Annotated in this window: 15 protein-coding genes; 11 read left to right on the top strand and 4 right to left on the bottom strand. The window is 67.8% G+C overall.

Features of this window, described 5'->3' with window-relative positions; all coding sequences use genetic code 11:
- The first annotated feature begins 4 nt into the window (after nt 1-4).
- Genes ACFTSF_RS23820 through ACFTSF_RS23810 form a run of 3 tightly spaced genes read left to right on the top strand, consistent with a single transcriptional unit; the run spans nt 5 to nt 2,643 of the window.
- Nucleotides 5-1,039 (top strand): DUF2332 domain-containing protein, encoded by a 1,035-nt coding sequence (locus tag ACFTSF_RS23820; RefSeq protein WP_380155853.1) that lies wholly within the window; start codon nt 5-7, stop codon nt 1,037-1,039.
- Complete coding sequence (locus ACFTSF_RS23815) at nt 1,039-2,091, top strand: DUF2332 domain-containing protein (protein WP_380155852.1); 1,053 nt, start codon at nt 1,039-1,041, stop codon at nt 2,089-2,091. The genes ACFTSF_RS23820 and ACFTSF_RS23815 overlap by 1 nt, the downstream gene beginning before the upstream one ends.
- 45 nt (nt 2,092-2,136) lie before the next feature.
- The gene (locus ACFTSF_RS23810; RefSeq protein ID WP_380155851.1) at nt 2,137-2,643 is read left to right on the top strand and encodes a hypothetical protein; all 507 of its coding nucleotides are present in this window, start codon (nt 2,137-2,139) and stop codon (nt 2,641-2,643) included.
- Here the strand turns inward: ACFTSF_RS23810 and ACFTSF_RS23805 are convergent.
- Nucleotides 2,636-3,526: an arginase family protein gene (locus ACFTSF_RS23805; RefSeq protein WP_380155850.1), complete on the bottom strand. Its 891-nt coding sequence runs from the start codon at nt 3,524-3,526 to the stop codon at nt 2,636-2,638. The two genes, ACFTSF_RS23810 and ACFTSF_RS23805, sit on opposite strands and share 8 nt — an antisense overlap.
- A gap of 188 nt (nt 3,527-3,714) precedes the next feature.
- Here ACFTSF_RS23805 and ffh point away from each other — a divergent pair, with 188 nt between their 5' ends.
- The 8 genes from ffh to ACFTSF_RS23765 all read left to right on the top strand — a co-directional run bounded on the left by ffh (nt 3,715) and on the right by ACFTSF_RS23765 (nt 13,841).
- On the top strand, nt 3,715-5,286 hold the full coding sequence (gene ffh, locus ACFTSF_RS23800) for a signal recognition particle protein (RefSeq protein ID WP_380155849.1): 1,572 nt from the start codon (nt 3,715-3,717) through the stop codon (nt 5,284-5,286).
- Between the two features lie 153 nt (nt 5,287-5,439).
- Complete coding sequence (locus ACFTSF_RS23795; RefSeq protein WP_380155848.1) at nt 5,440-6,741, top strand: lytic transglycosylase domain-containing protein; 1,302 nt, start codon at nt 5,440-5,442, stop codon at nt 6,739-6,741.
- 215 nt (nt 6,742-6,956) lie between these two features.
- Nucleotides 6,957-8,099 (top strand): lytic transglycosylase domain-containing protein, encoded by a 1,143-nt coding sequence (locus tag ACFTSF_RS23790; protein ID WP_380155847.1) that lies wholly within the window; start codon nt 6,957-6,959, stop codon nt 8,097-8,099.
- A 24-nt stretch (nt 8,100-8,123) separates the two neighbouring features.
- Nucleotides 8,124-9,200, top strand: coding sequence for an amidohydrolase family protein (locus tag ACFTSF_RS23785; protein WP_380155846.1), 1,077 nt, complete (start codon nt 8,124-8,126; stop codon nt 9,198-9,200).
- Nucleotides 9,201-9,341: 141 nt separating this feature from the next.
- Complete coding sequence (locus tag ACFTSF_RS23780; RefSeq protein ID WP_380155845.1) at nt 9,342-10,682, top strand: N-acetylmuramoyl-L-alanine amidase; 1,341 nt, start codon at nt 9,342-9,344, stop codon at nt 10,680-10,682.
- A gap of 64 nt (nt 10,683-10,746) precedes the next feature.
- The gene (locus tag ACFTSF_RS23775; protein ID WP_380155844.1) at nt 10,747-11,979 is read left to right on the top strand and encodes a histidine kinase; all 1,233 of its coding nucleotides are present in this window, start codon (nt 10,747-10,749) and stop codon (nt 11,977-11,979) included.
- Nucleotides 11,970-12,608 carry a LuxR C-terminal-related transcriptional regulator gene (locus ACFTSF_RS23770; RefSeq protein WP_380155843.1) on the top strand — a complete coding sequence of 213 codons (639 nt, stop codon included), beginning with the start codon at nt 11,970-11,972 and terminating at the stop codon, nt 12,606-12,608. Before ACFTSF_RS23775 ends, ACFTSF_RS23770 begins: the two co-directional genes overlap by 10 nt.
- Before the next feature lie 96 nt (nt 12,609-12,704).
- Nucleotides 12,705-13,841 carry a S1 family peptidase gene (locus tag ACFTSF_RS23765; protein ID WP_380155842.1) on the top strand — a complete coding sequence of 379 codons (1,137 nt, stop codon included), beginning with the start codon at nt 12,705-12,707 and terminating at the stop codon, nt 13,839-13,841.
- A 52-nt stretch (nt 13,842-13,893) separates the two neighbouring features.
- On the opposite strand, the gene ACFTSF_RS23760 is transcribed toward ACFTSF_RS23765, so the two are convergent.
- From ACFTSF_RS23760 to ACFTSF_RS23750, 3 genes are read right to left on the bottom strand one after another with little or no spacing between them, the layout of a single operon-like run.
- Nucleotides 13,894-14,679 (bottom strand): M23 family metallopeptidase, encoded by a 786-nt coding sequence (locus ACFTSF_RS23760; RefSeq protein ID WP_380155841.1) that lies wholly within the window; start codon nt 14,677-14,679, stop codon nt 13,894-13,896.
- Nucleotides 14,680-14,737: 58 nt separating this feature from the next.
- Nucleotides 14,738-16,087, bottom strand: a complete 1,350-nt coding sequence (locus ACFTSF_RS23755; protein ID WP_380155840.1) for a flotillin family protein — start codon at nt 16,085-16,087, stop codon at nt 14,738-14,740.
- Between the two features lie 25 nt (nt 16,088-16,112).
- Entirely contained in the window at nt 16,113-16,307 is a 195-nt protein-coding gene (locus ACFTSF_RS23750) for a hypothetical protein (protein WP_344155543.1), read from the bottom strand.
- Between the last annotated feature and the right edge of the window lie 13 nt (nt 16,308-16,320).

Genomic DNA, 16,320 nt, shown 5'->3' with positions numbered 1-16,320 from the left:
CGCCATGGGTGTCGTAGCGGGACTACAGCAGCAAGCCGTCGATTGCGAAGAGCTCGGGTCGCCGATGTACGCCGAGCTGGCGCGGCTCATGGTGGACGACTACGAGCTCGGCGGCGCAACCGCCGACGTACTCGGAAGCTACGAAGGCCACGAGCGCGACGAGTCCATTGCCTTGCCGCTACTGGGTGCTGTGCACCGGCTCGTGCTCGCGGGCGAGGCGCCGGAGCTTGCAGGCTTCTACCCCAGCGTCGGTGGAGTCTGGGACCCAGTACTCGGCTGGGAAGCCTTCGCCCAAGTGCTCCAGTCCCGAGCCGCCGAACTGCGAGCCACACTCCTCCAGCCACCCCAAACCAACGAGGTCCGCCGATCCGTCGCCCTGTACGGCGGTCTCCTCCAACTGGCCCACGAGGTGCCCCTGCCCGTGCGACTGATGGAGATCGGCTCAAGCGCCGGCCTGAACCTCCGCGCCGACCACTTCAACTACAACCTGACCGACGGCACGTCGTACGGCCGTGCAGACAGCCCAGTGGTAATCGAAGACGCGTGGTCCGGCCGGGAGGTCCCGCACGCACCCCTGCGCATCGCCGAGCGAGTCGGAAGCGACCTGGCACCAGTGAACGCCCTGTCCGAGGAGGGCGCCCGAACACTCACCTCCTACGTGTGGGCAGACCAACTGGAGCGCCTGACGCGACTTCGAGGCGCACTGACGATCGCCCGCGAGGTGCCGGCCGACGTACGCCGCGCCGACGCCGTCTCCTTCGTCCGCAGCCTGGAACTCTCCGAGGGTCACCTGACCGTCCTCTGGCACTCAATCATGTGGAGCTACCTCTCCAAAGACGAGCAGTCAGCCGTAGACACCGCCATGGCCGACCTAGGCGCGCACGCGACCGAGTCGACCCCACTGGCCCGCCTCCGACTCGAGCCACCAGGCGAATGGGGAGACGAGTTCCTGGTCGAACTCGACACCTGGCCAGGCGCCACCCGCCAAGTCCTAGGCCACGCCGACCCCCACGGCCAAGGAATGGTCTGGAGTTCCTGATGCTCCTCCTAGGGTCTCTCCAGCGTCAGGCCGTCCGGTGCGAGAGCCTCGGGTCGCCCATGTACGCCGAGCTCCTGCGGCGCCTCGTGGACAACTACGAGCTCGGCGGGGTGTCGGCCGACGTACTGGCGGGATATGAGAATCCGCCACCGGGTTCCGTGATCGGGCTGCGATTGTTGGGCGCCGTACACGGTCTGGTCCTGGCGGGGGAGGTGCCGGAGTTGGCGGTCTTCTATCCGAGTGTTGACGGGGTGTGGGATCCCGTGCTCGGGTGGGAGGCCTTCGAGCAGGTGCTGCAGTCCCGGTCGGCCGAGGTGCGCGCGCTGCTGACTCAGCCGCCGCAGACGAACGAGGTACGACGCTCGGCCGCGCTCTACGGCGGTCTGCTCCAACTGGTGCAGGAGGTGCAGTTGCCGGTACGCCTGTTCGAGATCGGCGCGAGTGCGGGACTCAACCTGCGGGCGGATCACTTCCGGTACGTCGCGGATGGTGAGTCGTACGGCGCTGCCGACAGTCCGGTGGTCATCGAGGACGCGTGGTCAGGACGGAAGCTGGAGCCGACCGAACTGCGAATCGCGGAGCGCGTCGGGGCGGACATCGCACCGGTGAACCCGCTGTCGGCCGAGGGCGCTCGCACGCTGACGTCGTACGTGTGGGCGGACATGGTTGAGCGGTTGGAGCGGTTGCGGGCTGCCTTGGAGGTCGCGGCGCGGGTGCCGGCCGACGTACGGCGAGAGGACGCGGTGTCGTTCGTGCGCGGGCTGGAGTTGTCGCCGGGGCATGTGACGGTGTTGTGGCACTCGATCATGTGGCAGTACCTGACTGACGAGGACCGTGCGGCTGTGGACGCGCAGGTGGCCGAGCTGGGGGAGTGGGCGGATGAGACGGCGCCGCTGGCTCGGTTGCGCTTTGAGCCGGGGGTTGAGGCGCCGAGTGAGTTTCTGGTTGAGCTGGAGGTCTGGCCGGGGGGTGGGCGGCGGGTGCTTGGGCGTATCGCGGATCACGGGCAGGACCTTGTCTGGAGCTTCCCCTCGGCGTCCGGGAACGACTAGGGTGAGTTAGGTAAGGCTTACCTAACTCAAGGGAGTTCCGCTCAGATGATGCGTCGTGTCGTTCTGACTCTCACCGCTGCTGTGGCACTGGCTGTTGGCGTGGTTGCGCCGGCTTCGGCTGCGCCTGGTAGTGCTTCGAATCTTGGCAAGACCCTGAATGCGTCGAACGCGACCGGGCTGGCGAAGGCTGGTGAGACGATCACTGTTACCGGCAGTGGTTACAACCCGGCCCAGGGGTATTACGTCGCGCTGTGTGCGGTGCCGTCGGACTACAGCTACGGGACCAAGCCGAGTCCGTGTGCCGGTGGAGACGGGCAGGGCGGTACGACGGTTGGGCCGTCCGCGTGGGTGACGAACAACCCGCTCGGCGGCAGCGCGTCGTACCCGATCGCTTCCAACGGCACCTTTACCGCGCAGATCCGGATTGCCGAGGTTAATAGCGGTCTCGACTGCAGCGACCCGGACATCACGTGCGCGATCGTCTCTCGCCGCGACCACTTTGCGGCGAGTGACCGCACTGGCGACGTCTACATTCCGGTGTCGTTCAGCTGAGTGACGCGACCAGTGTGTCGGTGAGTTCTGCCGCGTAGATCTGCTCGGGATCGAGGTCGGGGTCGTAGATGCCGATGTCGATCCCGACGCATTTCTGCGAGGCGACGAGTGGGCGGAGGAGCGCTTGTAGCTGGGCGTGGTCGATACCGCCTGGATCGGGACTGTCGACCGCGGGCATGATCGCGGCGTCGAGGATGTCGACGTCCAGGTGCACCCAGAAGCCGTCCAGTTCCTCCCGCTCCAGATGGGCGAGCACTCCGGATGCCGCAGCCGTAGGGTCCTCGATGATGTTGAGGGCGGACCAGTGCGGGATCCCGGCCTCCTCGAGCGTCTCGAGATACGACTCGTCCTCGCGGTACCCGAGCATGACGGCATCCGTGTCGCGGACGTACGGCGACGATCCCTCCAGGTCGGTCAAATCGCGCTGCCCGCGCCCGGTCACCAGTGCCAACGCCTCGCCACCCGCAGCGCCGACGTACTCGTCGTTGTCGACGGTCCGCATGTCCGAATGGCCGTCGAGGTAGACCACGCCGTACCGGCCGCGCCGCTTCAGTGCGAGGGCCGGCCCGAGCAGGTTGCTGCACTCACCACCCAGCAGTACGACGAACTTGTCGTCGTCGACCAAGCTGCCGACCCGATCCGCCAGCCGCACGCTGTACGACGCCATCGCGGCGGCGTTGAACACCCCGTCCCCGGGCTTCCAGCTCCCGCGGTCGTAGCGAGGCGGCACCACGCATCCCGCATCCGCGGCCCCGATCCGCGTCACGATGCCCTGATCCCGCAACGCCCCGGCCAGTTTGTAGCAGCCCGGCACGGTCCCCTCCGCCGGCGGCCGCAACCCCAAGTTCGACGGCCCGTCCAGCACCACCCGACTCCGCGCCACAATCCCTCCCTAACCATTAACCAATCCAAATCCGGTTAGCGCATCGTAACCCCATCCCAGTCCACGCCGCCCGCCTTGGGCACGGCTCGATCGTTCGTGTGCTGCGGGCTCACCGCGGTCTGGAGGGGCGTGGGGTGGCCGGTAGACTCGGGGAGTTGTTCGGTGCTCGCTAGAGGATGGACTTTCCCGTGTTCGACACGCTTTCCGATCGGTTGTCCGCTGCGTTCAAGAATCTGCGCGGCAAGGGCAAGCTGACCGACGCCGATATCGAAGCGACGACGCGGGAGATCCGGATCGCGCTGCTGGAGGCGGATGTCGCGCTGCCGGTGGTCCGGGAGTTCATCGCGAAGATCCGCGAGCGGGCCAGCGGGGCCGAGGTGCGCGGCGGGCTGAACCCGGCGCAGCAGGTGATCAAGATCGTGAACGAGGAGCTGATCGGCATCCTCGGCGGGGAGACCCGTGAGCTGCGGATGGCGAAGCGGCCGCCGACGGTGATCATGCTGGCCGGTCTGCAGGGTGCTGGTAAGACGACCCTGGCCGGGAAGCTGGCGAAGTGGCTGAAGGAGACCAAGCACCAGACGCCGATCCTGGTCGCGGCCGACCTGCAGCGGCCGAACGCGGTCACCCAGCTCCAGGTGGTCGGTGAGCGTGCCGGGGTGCCGGTCTACGCACCCGAGCCGGGTAACGGTGTCGGCGATCCGGTGGACGTGGCCCGGAAGGCGATGGACGAGGCGCGGGCCAAGCAGCACAGCGTGGTGATCGTCGACACGGCCGGCCGGCTGGGTGTCGACGAGGAGCTGATGAAGCAGGCCGCGGACATCCGCGACGCGGTGAACCCGGACGAGATCCTGTTCGTCGTCGACGCGATGATCGGTCAGGACGCGGTGACCACCGCGCAGGCCTTCCTCGACGGTGTCGGCTTCGACGGCGTGGTGCTGTCCAAGCTCGACGGTGACGCCCGCGGTGGTGCGGCGCTGTCGATCGCGCAGGTGACCGGGCGTCAGGTGATGTTCGCCAGCAACGGCGAGAAGCTCGAGGACTTCGACGTCTTCCACCCCGACCGGATGGCGTCGCGCATCCTCGGCATGGGTGACGTGATGAGCCTGATCGAGCAGGCCGAGCGCACCTTCGACGCGGAGGCGGCCGCGAAGACGGCGGCCAAGCTGCAGAAGAAGGGCGGCAAGGACTTCACCCTGGACGACTTCCTCGCCCAGATGCAGTCGGTGCGCAAGATGGGCCCGCTGACCAAGATCTTCGGGATGCTGCCCGGCGCCAGCCAGTTCAAGGACCAGCTGGAGAACTTCGACGAGCGTGAGATCGACCGGATCGAGGCGGTCATCCACTCGATGACGCCGGCCGAACGCAACGACCCGAACATCATCAACGGCTCCCGCCGGGCCCGGATCGCGAAGGGTTCGGGGACCGAGGTCGCGACCGTCAGCGGTCTGGTCGAGCGGTTCTTCGAGGCCCGCAAGATGATGTCCGCGATGGCGTCCGGCAAGGGGATCCCGGGCATGCCCGGGATGCCCGGGATCCCCGGTGGCGGCGGTGCCGCCGGCGGGCGCAAGGCGAAGCAGCAGAAGCTGGCGAAGGGCAAGAAGCGCGGCTCGGGCAACCCGGCCAAGCGGGCCGGTGGTGGCGGCGCGCCGCAGCCGCAGGAGCCGCAGCCGGGTCAGCTGCCGGCCGCGTTCGGCGGCGGCCAGAACGGCGGCGATTTCGAGCTGCCCGACGACCTGAAGAAAATGCTCGGCGGGCAGTAGCCTGAAGTGACGGGGGTCGGTGCTGCCCGATCGGACAACCGGTCACTGCACGAAGTGACACCCCGTTACCCGTTGTCGATGATCCTGGGCCCGCTAAGATCGTGCCTACGCCCGGAGAAAGTCGGTACTGCGGATCGTCGAAGGACGGATCGGATGAGGCAGCAGTTCAAGAACCTGGACACGTGGCGGGGGAAGCTCACCGCCACCTGGGTGTGCTTGGCTCCGCCGACCGCGATGGTCGCCGTGTTCGTGATCGGCGGCGTCACGTCGAACACGTTCATCGTCGACGCGCACGCCCTGGCCGGCCAGCGCCCGGACTCGGTCTTCGACGATCTCGTCAACGACGTACCGAACCAGCCCGGTGTCGACGGCAGCCTGCCGACCCAGGAGAAGTCCACCGTCACGGTTCCGGTCACCGGGACGACCGACGGCAGCGTCCAGCCGATCCCCGGGGTCCCCGGTGACGCGTCCGGCATCCCCGGCACCGTCCTGGCGGCGTACCAGAAGGTCGCGAACGATCTGGCCATCGCGAAGCCGAACTGCCACATCACCTGGCCGCTGCTGGCCGGGATCGGCAAGGTCGAGTCCGACCACGCGAACGGCGGCAAGGTCGACGCGAACGGGAACACCAACGGCCAGATTCTCGGCCCGGTGCTGAACGGCGGGCCCGGGATGGCCGCCATCTCCGATACCGACCAGGGTCAGTACGACGGCGACAAGCAGTGGGACCGCGCGGTCGGGCCGATGCAGTTCATTCCGGGTACCTGGAAGTCGTTCGGGGCCGACGGTAACGGCGACGGCGTGAAGAACCCGCACAACGTCTTCGACGCGGCCCGGGCCGCCGGTGACTACCTCTGCTCGGGTGGGGCCAACCTGGCCGACGCCCAGGGTCTCGTGCAGTCCGTCCTGCGGTACAACCACTCGATGGACTACGTGTCCACCGTGCTGCGCTGGATGCAGTCGTACAGCAAGCAGACCGTGAAGGTGCCGGACACCCCAGGCGCGATCGACCCGCCGGACGACGACGGCAACGTCACCGACCCGACCCGCAACACCACCACCCCGACGCCGACCCCGACGCCGACGGTCACCCCGACGCCGACTCCCAAGCCGACGCCGACCAAGACTACGCCGAAGCCGACGCCGACCAAGCCGGGTACGCCGACGACGTCCACCCCGACGCCGAAGCCGCCGTACACGCCGACGCCGACGCCCCGGCCGACGCCCACCCCGACGCCGACGCCCACGCCGACGCCGACCCCCACGCCGACCCCGCCGGTCTGCACGCCGACGCCGACGCCCACCCCGGAAGGCACTCCGACGACCACGCCGGACAGCACTCCCACCGGGCAGCAGGCGCAGGCCGACGACCCGGCGACCCCGCCGCCGTGCACCACGCCGACCCCCACGCCGGCCGGCGCGACCCCGGAAGAGGCGCCGAAGGCCGGTAGCTGAGGCCCTCGCAATACCCCGTTGACCTGCACGTTTTCGTGCCGTTCGGTGCCCCTTTTCGGGTGCCCTTGCGGGTCAGGTAACTTTGCACCGACTTGATGTAACTTTCTGGCGCATCGGTCGTTGAGCCGACTATGCGCCTAACCCGTAGTGGAAACCGTCGGGTCAAAATCGTCATCGCGTCACTGTGCACAGTCCCGCTCCTGGTCGGGGCCATCGTGACAGTGGCTTCGGGCGGGGCCGGTGCCTCCGGTCAGCTCGCGACGGACAGTCCGGTAGCTCCCCAGCCTGGAGCCGGACTGAACAGCGGTGAGTTCGACGAACTGACGATGATCGTGCCGCAGCGTCCCGGAGTGGACGGCCGGCTCGGATCCGACAAGCCCGCCCGTGCCGACGTTCCCGTGCAAGGGGCCACCGACGGCCGCTCCGTCGTCCGCCCCGGGCGGCCGGACGCCGTCAACGGCATCCCGCGCGGGGTCTTCCCCGCCTACCGCCGCGCCACCGCGAATCTCGCCGTGGTCCGGCCGAACTGTGGTCTCACCTGGCCGTTGCTGGCCGGGATCGGCAAGGTCGAGTCCGACCACGCCAGCGGCGGCCGGGTCGACGTAGCCGGCACCACCCGCGGCAAGATCTTCGGCCCGATGCTGAACGGCAAGGGCGGTAACGGCAAGATCCCCGACAGCGACAAGGGGAAGTACGACGGCGACCTGACCTGGGACCGCGCTGTCGGGCCGATGCAGATCATCCCGCAGGTCTGGGCCGACTACGGCGCCGACGGCAACGGCGACGGCTTCCGGAACCCGAACAACGTGTACGACGCGGTGACCACGGTGGCCGTCTATCTGTGCGCCGAGGGCGACGACCTGAAGCGCCCGCGGGACCTGGTCGAGTCGCTGCTGCGGTACCAGCACTCCAAGGACTTCGTCGCCACGGTGCTGAAGTGGATGCGTGTCTACAGCAAGAACGCGGTCCTGATCCCGAACGAGAAGGGTCAGCTGTCGGTCCCGAAGCCGACCGGTAACGCCGAGCGCAAGGTCGACCCGCGCCAGGTCCCGGACGTGCCGGACGACACCACCAAGACCCCGACGCCGACGCCGACGAAGAAGCCACCGACAACGCTGCCGACGACGACGCCGGACCCGGTGGACGAGCCGACCAAGCCGCCGACGCACAAGCCGACGAAGCCGCCGACACAGCGGCCGACGCCGACCCCGACGCCGACTCCCACGCCGACGCCGACCCCCACTCCGACCCCGACGCCGACACCCACCCCGACGCCGACGGACACCCCGACCGGTACGCCGTGTACGGCCGACCCGACCAACCCGACGTGTACGCCGGGCGGCGGCTCGCACGGCTGACCAAACCCCGGATACGGTCGACCCATGACCGTACTCAAGCTCGTTGGCACGGTGTTGCCGTCCGGTGAGCAGCAGGAGCTGTATCTCAGTGGCGGGCTGGTCGTCGACCGGCCCGCCACTGGCGATGTCACCACTGTGCACACGGGCGGCTGGATCATTCCGGGGCTGGTCGACGCGCACTGTCACATCGGGCTCGACACTCACGGTGGTGTCGATCGGGAGACCGCGGAGCTGCAGGCGATCGCCGATCGGGACGCCGGGGCGCTGCTGGTCCGCGACGCTGGTTCGCCGACCGACACCCGCTGGATCGACGACCGGCCGGACCTGCCGAAGATCATCCGGGCCGGCCGGCACATCGCCCGCTCGAAGCGCTACATCCGCAACTACGGCTGGGAGATCGAGCCCGCCGAGTTGGTCGCGTACGTCGAGCAGGAGGCCCGCCGCAGTGACGGCTGGGTGAAGCTGGTCGGCGACTGGATCGACCGCGAGGCCGGCGACCTGACCCCGTGCTGGCCCGCCGAGGTGCTGAACGCGGCCATCGCCCGCGCACACGAGCTCGGTGCCCGGGTGACCGCGCACGTGTTCGGTGAGCACGCCCTGCCCGACCTGCTGGCCGGCGGGATCGACTGCATCGAGCACGGCACCGGCGTCGAACCGGACATGCTGGCGATGATGGCCGAGCGGCAGGTGGCCGTCGTACCGACGCTGATCCAGCTGGAGAACTTCCCCGAGTACGCCGAGCAGTCCGCCGGCAAGTTCCCGCTCTACTCGGCTCACATGACCGACCTGTACGAGCGGCGGTTGCAGCGGCTCCGGGATGCGTTCGAGGCGGGCGTCCCGGTGTACGCCGGAACCGACGCGGGCGGTGTCCTCGGACACGGACTGATCGCCCAGGAGATCCAGGCGTTGACCGCGATCGGCATGTCGGGCGAGCAGGCCCTGGCGGCCGGATCCTGGGCCGCGCGCGAGTGGCTCGGCGTACCGAACACCCTGCAGCCGGGGGATCCGGCCGACCTGGTGGTCTATGACGAGGATCCGCGAGTGAACCCGGCCGTCCTGTCGCACCCGAAGGTGATCTGTTTGCGTGGCATCATCACGTGATCTGGCAACTTCATGTCGTGACCGGAAAAAGTTCACTCAATGGCTGGCCATGACGGAAGGTTTTCGCCTAGCGTGACGGCTAGCTTGCATCCGGGACCATCGACCGCCCCTCGGTGGACCGGCCAAGGGAAGGAACCGCCCATGGGGAAATCCGCCCGAGTACCCGTGTCCAAACTCTCCGCACTGCTGGCCGCCGCGGCCGCCGGTGCGCTCGCACTCAGCGCTCTGCCGAGTAACGCCGCCCAGCCGATCGAGCCGGTCGCCGCCGGCCCGGTCGACATCTCGACTGCCTTCACCAACGCGTCCACGAAGTACGACGTACCGCGTGAGGTGCTGGTCGCGGTCGGGTACGCGGAGTCGCACCTGGACGGTCATGACGGCAAGCCGAGCCAGGCCAACGGCTACGGCGTCATGCACCTGGTCAGCAACAACAAGAACCCCACGATGTCCGAGGCCACCAGGCTGACCGGCCTGCCGGTCGAGCAGCTCGCCAAGGACACCCCGTCGAACATCCTCGGCGCCGCGGCCGTCCTCGACTCGTACGCCGACGCGTCGGGCCTGCAGGGTGATGCGCGCAAGGACGCCCGCCGCTGGTACGAGGTCGTCGCGAAGTACTCGCACTCCGCCGACGCGCCGACCGCCCGCCTGTACACCGACGAGGTCTTCCGGATCATCGGAGTCGCCCCGCAGCGTGGCCAGTATGCGAAGGTCGCCCCGCTCGGCACCCAGACCGAGTCCTCGGTCGAGGCCGTCGACTACCCGGGCGCGATCTGGAACGCGGCCAGCCCCAGCAACTACACCGTCGGCCGGACCAAGGCGATCTCCGCGATCACCATCCACGTGACGCAGGGCTCGTACGCCGGCACCATCAGCTGGTTCAAGAACCCGTCGGCCCAGGTCAGCGCCCACTACGTGATCCGGTCCAGCGACGGCCAGGTCACGCAGATGGTCGCCGAGAAGGACAAGGCCTGGCATGTCGGCACCGAGAACGGCTACACCGTCGGCATCGAGCACGAGGGCTGGGTCGACCAGCCGTCCTGGTTCACCGACGCCATGTACCGCTCCTCGGCGGCGCTGACCCGCAACATCGCGGACCGGCGCGGCATCCCGAAGGACCGGGCCCACATCAAGGGCCACAGCGAGTTCCCGAACCAGACGCACACCGACCCGGGTCCGAACTGGAACTGGAACTACTACATGCAGCTGGTGAACGGCGGCGACCCGAACCCGCCGACGTACAACTTCACCACCTACGGCAGCGGTGTCCGCGTCCGCGCGACGCCCCGCCTGACCGGCACCATCCTCACCGAGCTCCCCGGCCCGACCCAGGTCTTCGTCACCTGCCAGACCCCGGGCGACACGGTCAACGCCGAAGGCAAGACCAACAGCTGGTGGGCCAAGCTGCGCGACCAGGGCGGCTACATGACGAACGTCTACATCGCCGCCGCCAACCCGAAACTCCCCGGCGTAGCGGACTGCTAGCTGGAGGAAGAAGAGTAGAGCCTGCTGTACCGACCGTGTCCACGTCATGCCGGATGATCGAGGTATGACGTGGACACAGCGGTTGGCTCGCGGGGGACCGGCAAGTGGGTACCTGATGATCCGGTACCTGAAGTCGATGGTGCTGATGGCAGCGACGCCGATCAGTCTGATGCTGGGCTGGCTGATTCCCGGCGTGACGGCTGGTCTGGTCAAGCTCGCGAACAGTGAGCTCTACCGAGCCGGCAAGTACCTCGGCAAGAGCTCTCCTCAGTTGCCGGCCGCGACACCGCGAGGCTCAGGTGATCTGGCGACGCTGGCCAAGGACCAGTCGTTCAAGCGGAGCCTCTGGCTGTACCTGGGTGTGGTGGCCATGGTGCCGGAGATGTTCGTCGCAGTGGGCGCGATCTTCGCCGTACCGAGTGCAGTGCTGACTGCAGTGCTGTGGCCGGTCGACCCTGGCAACTTCACCATGCTCGGCGTCGAGATCGACAGCTGGTGGGAAGTCCTGTGGCTCGCACCGCTGCAGATTCTGGTTGGACTCGGCCTGCTGGGCTGGGTGGCGCCGGCGCTGGCCCGTGCGCACGCCAAGACAGTGCAAAGGCTCTTGTCGCCTAGTGCGGATCAGCTGGAGACCGAGCGGCTCAACCGGCGCGTAGAGGAGCTGACCCGCACCCGGGCCGGTGCGGTCGACTCCCATGGCGCTGAGCTGCGTCGGATCGAGCGGGACCTGCACGACGGGACTCAGGCTCAGCTGGTGTCGCTGGCGATGCGCATCGGCGTTGCCAAGCAGGTGATGGCCGATGACCCCGAGAAGGCGGCCAAGATGCTCGACGATGCGCGTGACGGAGCCGAACAAGCCATGCACGAGCTACGCGGCGTACTGCGCACTATGTACCCACCGATCCTTCAGGACCGCGGTCTGGCCGGTGCGGTCTCCGCACTGTGCGCCCGCTGCCCACTGCCGGTAGAGCTGCGGATGGGCGAGCTGGGCCAGGTCCCAGCCGCAGTAGAGGCTGCTGCTTACTTCGTCGTGGCGGAGTCCCTCACCAACGTCACCAAGCACTCCGCTGCCGGACGCGTCGACCTCACGATGGAACGGCGTGGTCCTGAGCTCTACCTGGAGATCACCGACGACGGTATCGGTGGCGCGCGCATCAACGAGCAGTCCGACCTCCTGGGCCGGGGGAGTGGCCTGCATGGCATGCTCCATCGTGTGCAAGCGATCGACGGCCACCTGGAACTGCGCAGCCCGATCGGCGGACCCACCACGATCGAGGTCATCCTTCCGTGCGAGTGATCATTCTCGAGGACAACCCGATCCTGGCCGAGGGGCTCGGTCTGCTGCTGAGCAATTCCGGGTTCGAGGTTTCCGCGGTTGCTGCCGAGGCCGACGGTTTCGCCAAGGCGATTTCCGAGCACGAGGTGGACATCGCGGTCGTCGACGTCCGGTTGCCACCGACCTTCACCGACGAGGGGCTGCGGGCCGCGATCGAGGCGCGCCGGGTCCGGCCCGGCCTTCCGGTGCTGGTCTTTTCGCAGTACGTCGAAGAGATCTACGCGGCCGAATTGCTCGCGGCCGGCAGTGAGGGCGTCGGCTATCTCCTGAAGGACCGGGTCTCGCGCGTCGACGAGTTCCTCGATGCGGTACGGCGGGTCGCGGCCGGCGGCACAGTGCTCGACCCCGAAGTTGTCAGTCAGCTGATGGTGAAGAAGAGCAATCCGCTCGACCGGTTGACACCGCGCGAGCGGGAAGTGCTCGCGCTGATGGCCGAAGGACTCGGCAATGCGGAGATCAGGGAGAAGCTCGTGATCTCCGAAGGTGCTGTGCACAAACACGTTGGAAACGTTTTCTTGAAATTGGACCTGCCGCCGTCCGATTCCGGACATCGCCGCGTGCTGGCGGTTCTGGCCTACTTGGGACTCTGACCCACGCGGTCTTGACGATCGCTGCGGCGTACGCCACTCTCAGTCCAGAGAGCGCTCTCACACCCACCGAAACCGCCCCTAGGTGAGGAGAGATCCATGAAGGTTCTGTTGGCCCCCGGGTTGGTCGCCGTGCTCGTGGTGAGTGCCGTCGGCATCCCCGGTCAGGCTGTTGCCACAGGCATCGACAAGCCGTTGACCGTCGCCGGTCAGGCCGCCGCGATGCAGAAGGACTTCGGCCTGACCGAGCAGCAGATGAACGCACGGCTCAAGTCCGAGACCGACGCGGCCAAGCTGTTGCCGGCTGCGCAGAAGGCGGCCGGCCCCGAGTTCGGCGGTGCCTGGTACGACGCCGCCCGGCAGAAGCTCGTCGTCGGACTCGCCGGTTCGAGCCGGGCGAACGCCGTACGGGCGACTGGTGTCGACACGGTCGCGGTACCGAAGGCGGCCGCCGTACTGGATAAGCAGAAGAACGCCGTCGACAAGCTGGCCGGGAAGTCCGTCCCGGCGGCCGTCAGTGGTTGGGCAGCGGACGCGAAGACTGGCAGTGTCGTCGTCAATGTCCAAGCAGGTAAGCGTTCTCCGGCCGTCGATGCGTTCGTGGCCAAGATCGCCACGACGGGTGTTGTGACGGTGAAGGAGGTCGCGGCTCAAGCGCCGCGGACGTTCGCGGCCGGCACGGTCGGCGGCGACCCGTACTACGTCAGCAACATTCGCTGCTCGATCGGCTTCTCCGTGCACGGCGGTTACGTCACCGCCGGACACTGCGGTCGCGGCGGCGTGGTCCGCGGCTGGGACGGTTCGAACCAAGGCGAGTTCCGCGGCTGGTCGTTCCCCGGCAACGACTATGCCTGGGTGCAGACCGGCTACGGCTGGTGGACTGTGCCCGTCGTGCTCGGCTGGGGTCAGACCAGCGACTCGCTCGTCCGCGGATCGTGGGAAGCGCCGATCGGTTCGTCGGTCTGCCGGAGCGGTTCGACCACGCACTGGCACTGTGGCGCCGTACTGGCCAAGAATGAAACGGTGAACTACGGCAACGGTCAGTTGTTCTACGGAGCAACGAAGACCAGCGTCTGCGCCGAAGGCGGCGACTCCGGCGGCTCGTTCATCACCGGTGACCAGGCTCAGGGCGTGACGTCCGGTGGCTGGGGTAACTGCAGCAGCGGTGGCGAGACGTGGTTCCAGCCGGTCAACGAGATTCTCCAGGCCTACGGGCTGACTCTGCACACCGCATAACAAGGCAGATGCCCCGGATCCCCCGCGCAATAGGGGATCCGGGGCACCTGGTTCAGCACTCCGGTACGCCGGGCAGTTTCGCGTTCGGATCGTCGATGTAGATGTTGGTCATGTAGCCGGTGACCGGTGAGTTCAGCTTGGCCCACCAGTTGTTGGTGTACCCCTCCGCGGTCACGGTGTCACCTTGGACCTGGCAGATCACTCGGACCGACGTCGGACCGCCGAACGTGTGCACGACCGATCCGTTCAGGCGCGGCGTGGACCGGACCCGTACGTCGGAACCCCAGGTCATGAAGGGTTTTCCGGGCCCACCGCAACCGTTGTCGCTGGTCAGGTGGTAGCTGCCGTAGGAGCCCGGATAGGCGAGCCCGCTGCCGTTGATGACGATGTTCTGGCCGGTGCCGTTGTACAGCTGCTCGTAATGGATGTGCGGACCGGATGAGGCGCCGGTGCTACCGGTCACCCCGATCTGCTGGCCTTGGGAAACGGCTGACCCGTTGGCGACCGAGTAGGCGGACAGGTGGAAGTAGTACGTCTTCCAGCCACCGCCGTGCTCGATCCGGATCCAGTTGCCGGCTCCACCGGCCTGGTACTCCCGGTACGCCGTACCGCCCGCGGATGCGAGCACCGGCGTACCGTTCGTGGTTCCGCCGTCGGAGCGGATGAAGTCGAGTGCACGGCGGACCTCAGCGGAGTGATGGCTGTAGGTCCAGCGTTGGCCACACGGGAACGGGGCCTTGAAATTCGGCGCGGCCTGCGCCTGGGTCGGCGCCGCCACCAGGGTGGCGGCACCGAGCAGGAGCGCGGCGAAAACTGCTAACAATTTTCTGGGCGGCATTTTTGCAGTGTCGCCCGTGAACAACAAACCACGCAAGAGGCTACGTGGTGAATAAATGTCAGGCCGTTTGGTCAGGCACCGGCTCGAGGGTCGGCTTGGCCTCGTCCTTGCTGCTCAGCGACTCGATCAGCTGCTTGGCGAGCGCGAATCCCGAGCCACCCATGGTGATTGTCTTGACCAAGGTGTCCTCGATGCCCTGGGCACCGTTCAGGACGACCATGTTTCCGACCTTCTCGAACGACGAGGCGGCCGCGGCAACGATCTGCGGGTAGGCCTCGGCGAGCTGCTGCGCAACGACCGCGTCGGTGTTGGTGGCAAGCGCCTCGGCGCGGGCCTTGATACCGGCCGCCTCGGCCATCGCCTTCGCCTGCACGGCGGCGGCCTCGGCCTTACCGGTCAGCTCGGTCGCCTTCGCCTGGGCCTCACCGCGCAGGGTGACCTCACGGGCGTTCGCCTCGGCGGCCGCGATCTGCGCGTCCCGGGCGGCACCGGCCAGCGTGCGCTGCCGGTACGCCTCGGCGTCGGCCGGCTTCAGCACCGACGACTCCAGCTGCTTCTCGGCCAGCGACGCGTTCAGCTTCGCGGTCTCGGTCTCGGCGACCACAACCTCCTGGCGGGCCAGCGCCTCGGCCAGCGGGCCGGACTGCGACGCCTTCGAGTTCGCCTGGTCGACCTCGGCCTGATAGCCGGCCTGCGCGATCGAGCTCTGCCGTACGGCGGCCGCCTTGGCCGCCGCGGCGACCTGCTCGCGCTCGGTGGCTTCCTTGTCCCGCTCGGCCTGCGCGATCCGGGCCGCGGCCTCGACGGCGGCGGCCTGCGGACGACCGAGGTTGCGGATGTAGCCGGACTCGTCGTCGATCTCCTGGATCTGCAGCGAGTCGACCACCAGGCCGAGCTTCTCCATGTCACCGGCCAGCGAGCCCCGGATGTTCGTGGTCAGCGTCTCGCGGTCGTGCAGCATCTCCTCGACCGTGGTCGAACCGACGATCGCCCGCAGGTGACCGGCGAACAGCTCGTGGATCGTGCCCATCACCTGCTCGTCGCTCTGCTCCAGGAAGCGCCGGGCCGCGTTCGCGATCGAGCCGTAGTCGTCACCGACCTTGTACGCCGTGACGCCCTTGATGTGCAGCGGAATGCCCTGGCTGGACACGCAGGTGACGGTCAGCGGGGTCGCGCGGATGTCCAGCGGCAACCGCCGTACCGTCTGGAAACCGGGGAGAACCGCGGTGCCCCGGCCGACCACGATCTTGAACCCGAGGGTCTCGTTGACCTGCTCCGAGCTCGAGTGCGCGCCGAGGCCGGAGATGATGAGTGCCTCGTTTGGTTCGGCGACCCGCCAGACCATCCGGAACAAGATGAGCAGTACGACCAGACCGACGGCGCCGCCGATCACGTACGTCCAGAGCATTTCCCCTCCAGGGAACCTGAGAATTTCAGAGTGCGCGGGAGACGTAGACGGTGCGCGGCGGGTCGAAGTCCACGACCACGACCTGCGCACCGACCTCGATCTCTTCGTCGACCGCGGGGTAAGCGTAGAAGGCTTCGGTGGCACCACGCACCGGCAACATCACTTCGCCGACGATTCCTGGTGCGATCCGCCCGATCACGCGTCCCCGCTTGCCAACCATGACGCCCCTCCGA

Source organism: Kribbella sp. NPDC056951, from assembly GCF_042674205.1.
GTDB classification, from domain to species: domain Bacteria; phylum Actinomycetota; class Actinomycetes; order Propionibacteriales; family Kribbellaceae; genus Kribbella; species Kribbella yunnanensis.
The sequence above is the reverse complement of the archived record's forward strand: the minus strand, read 5'-3'. Positions and strand labels throughout refer to the sequence as shown.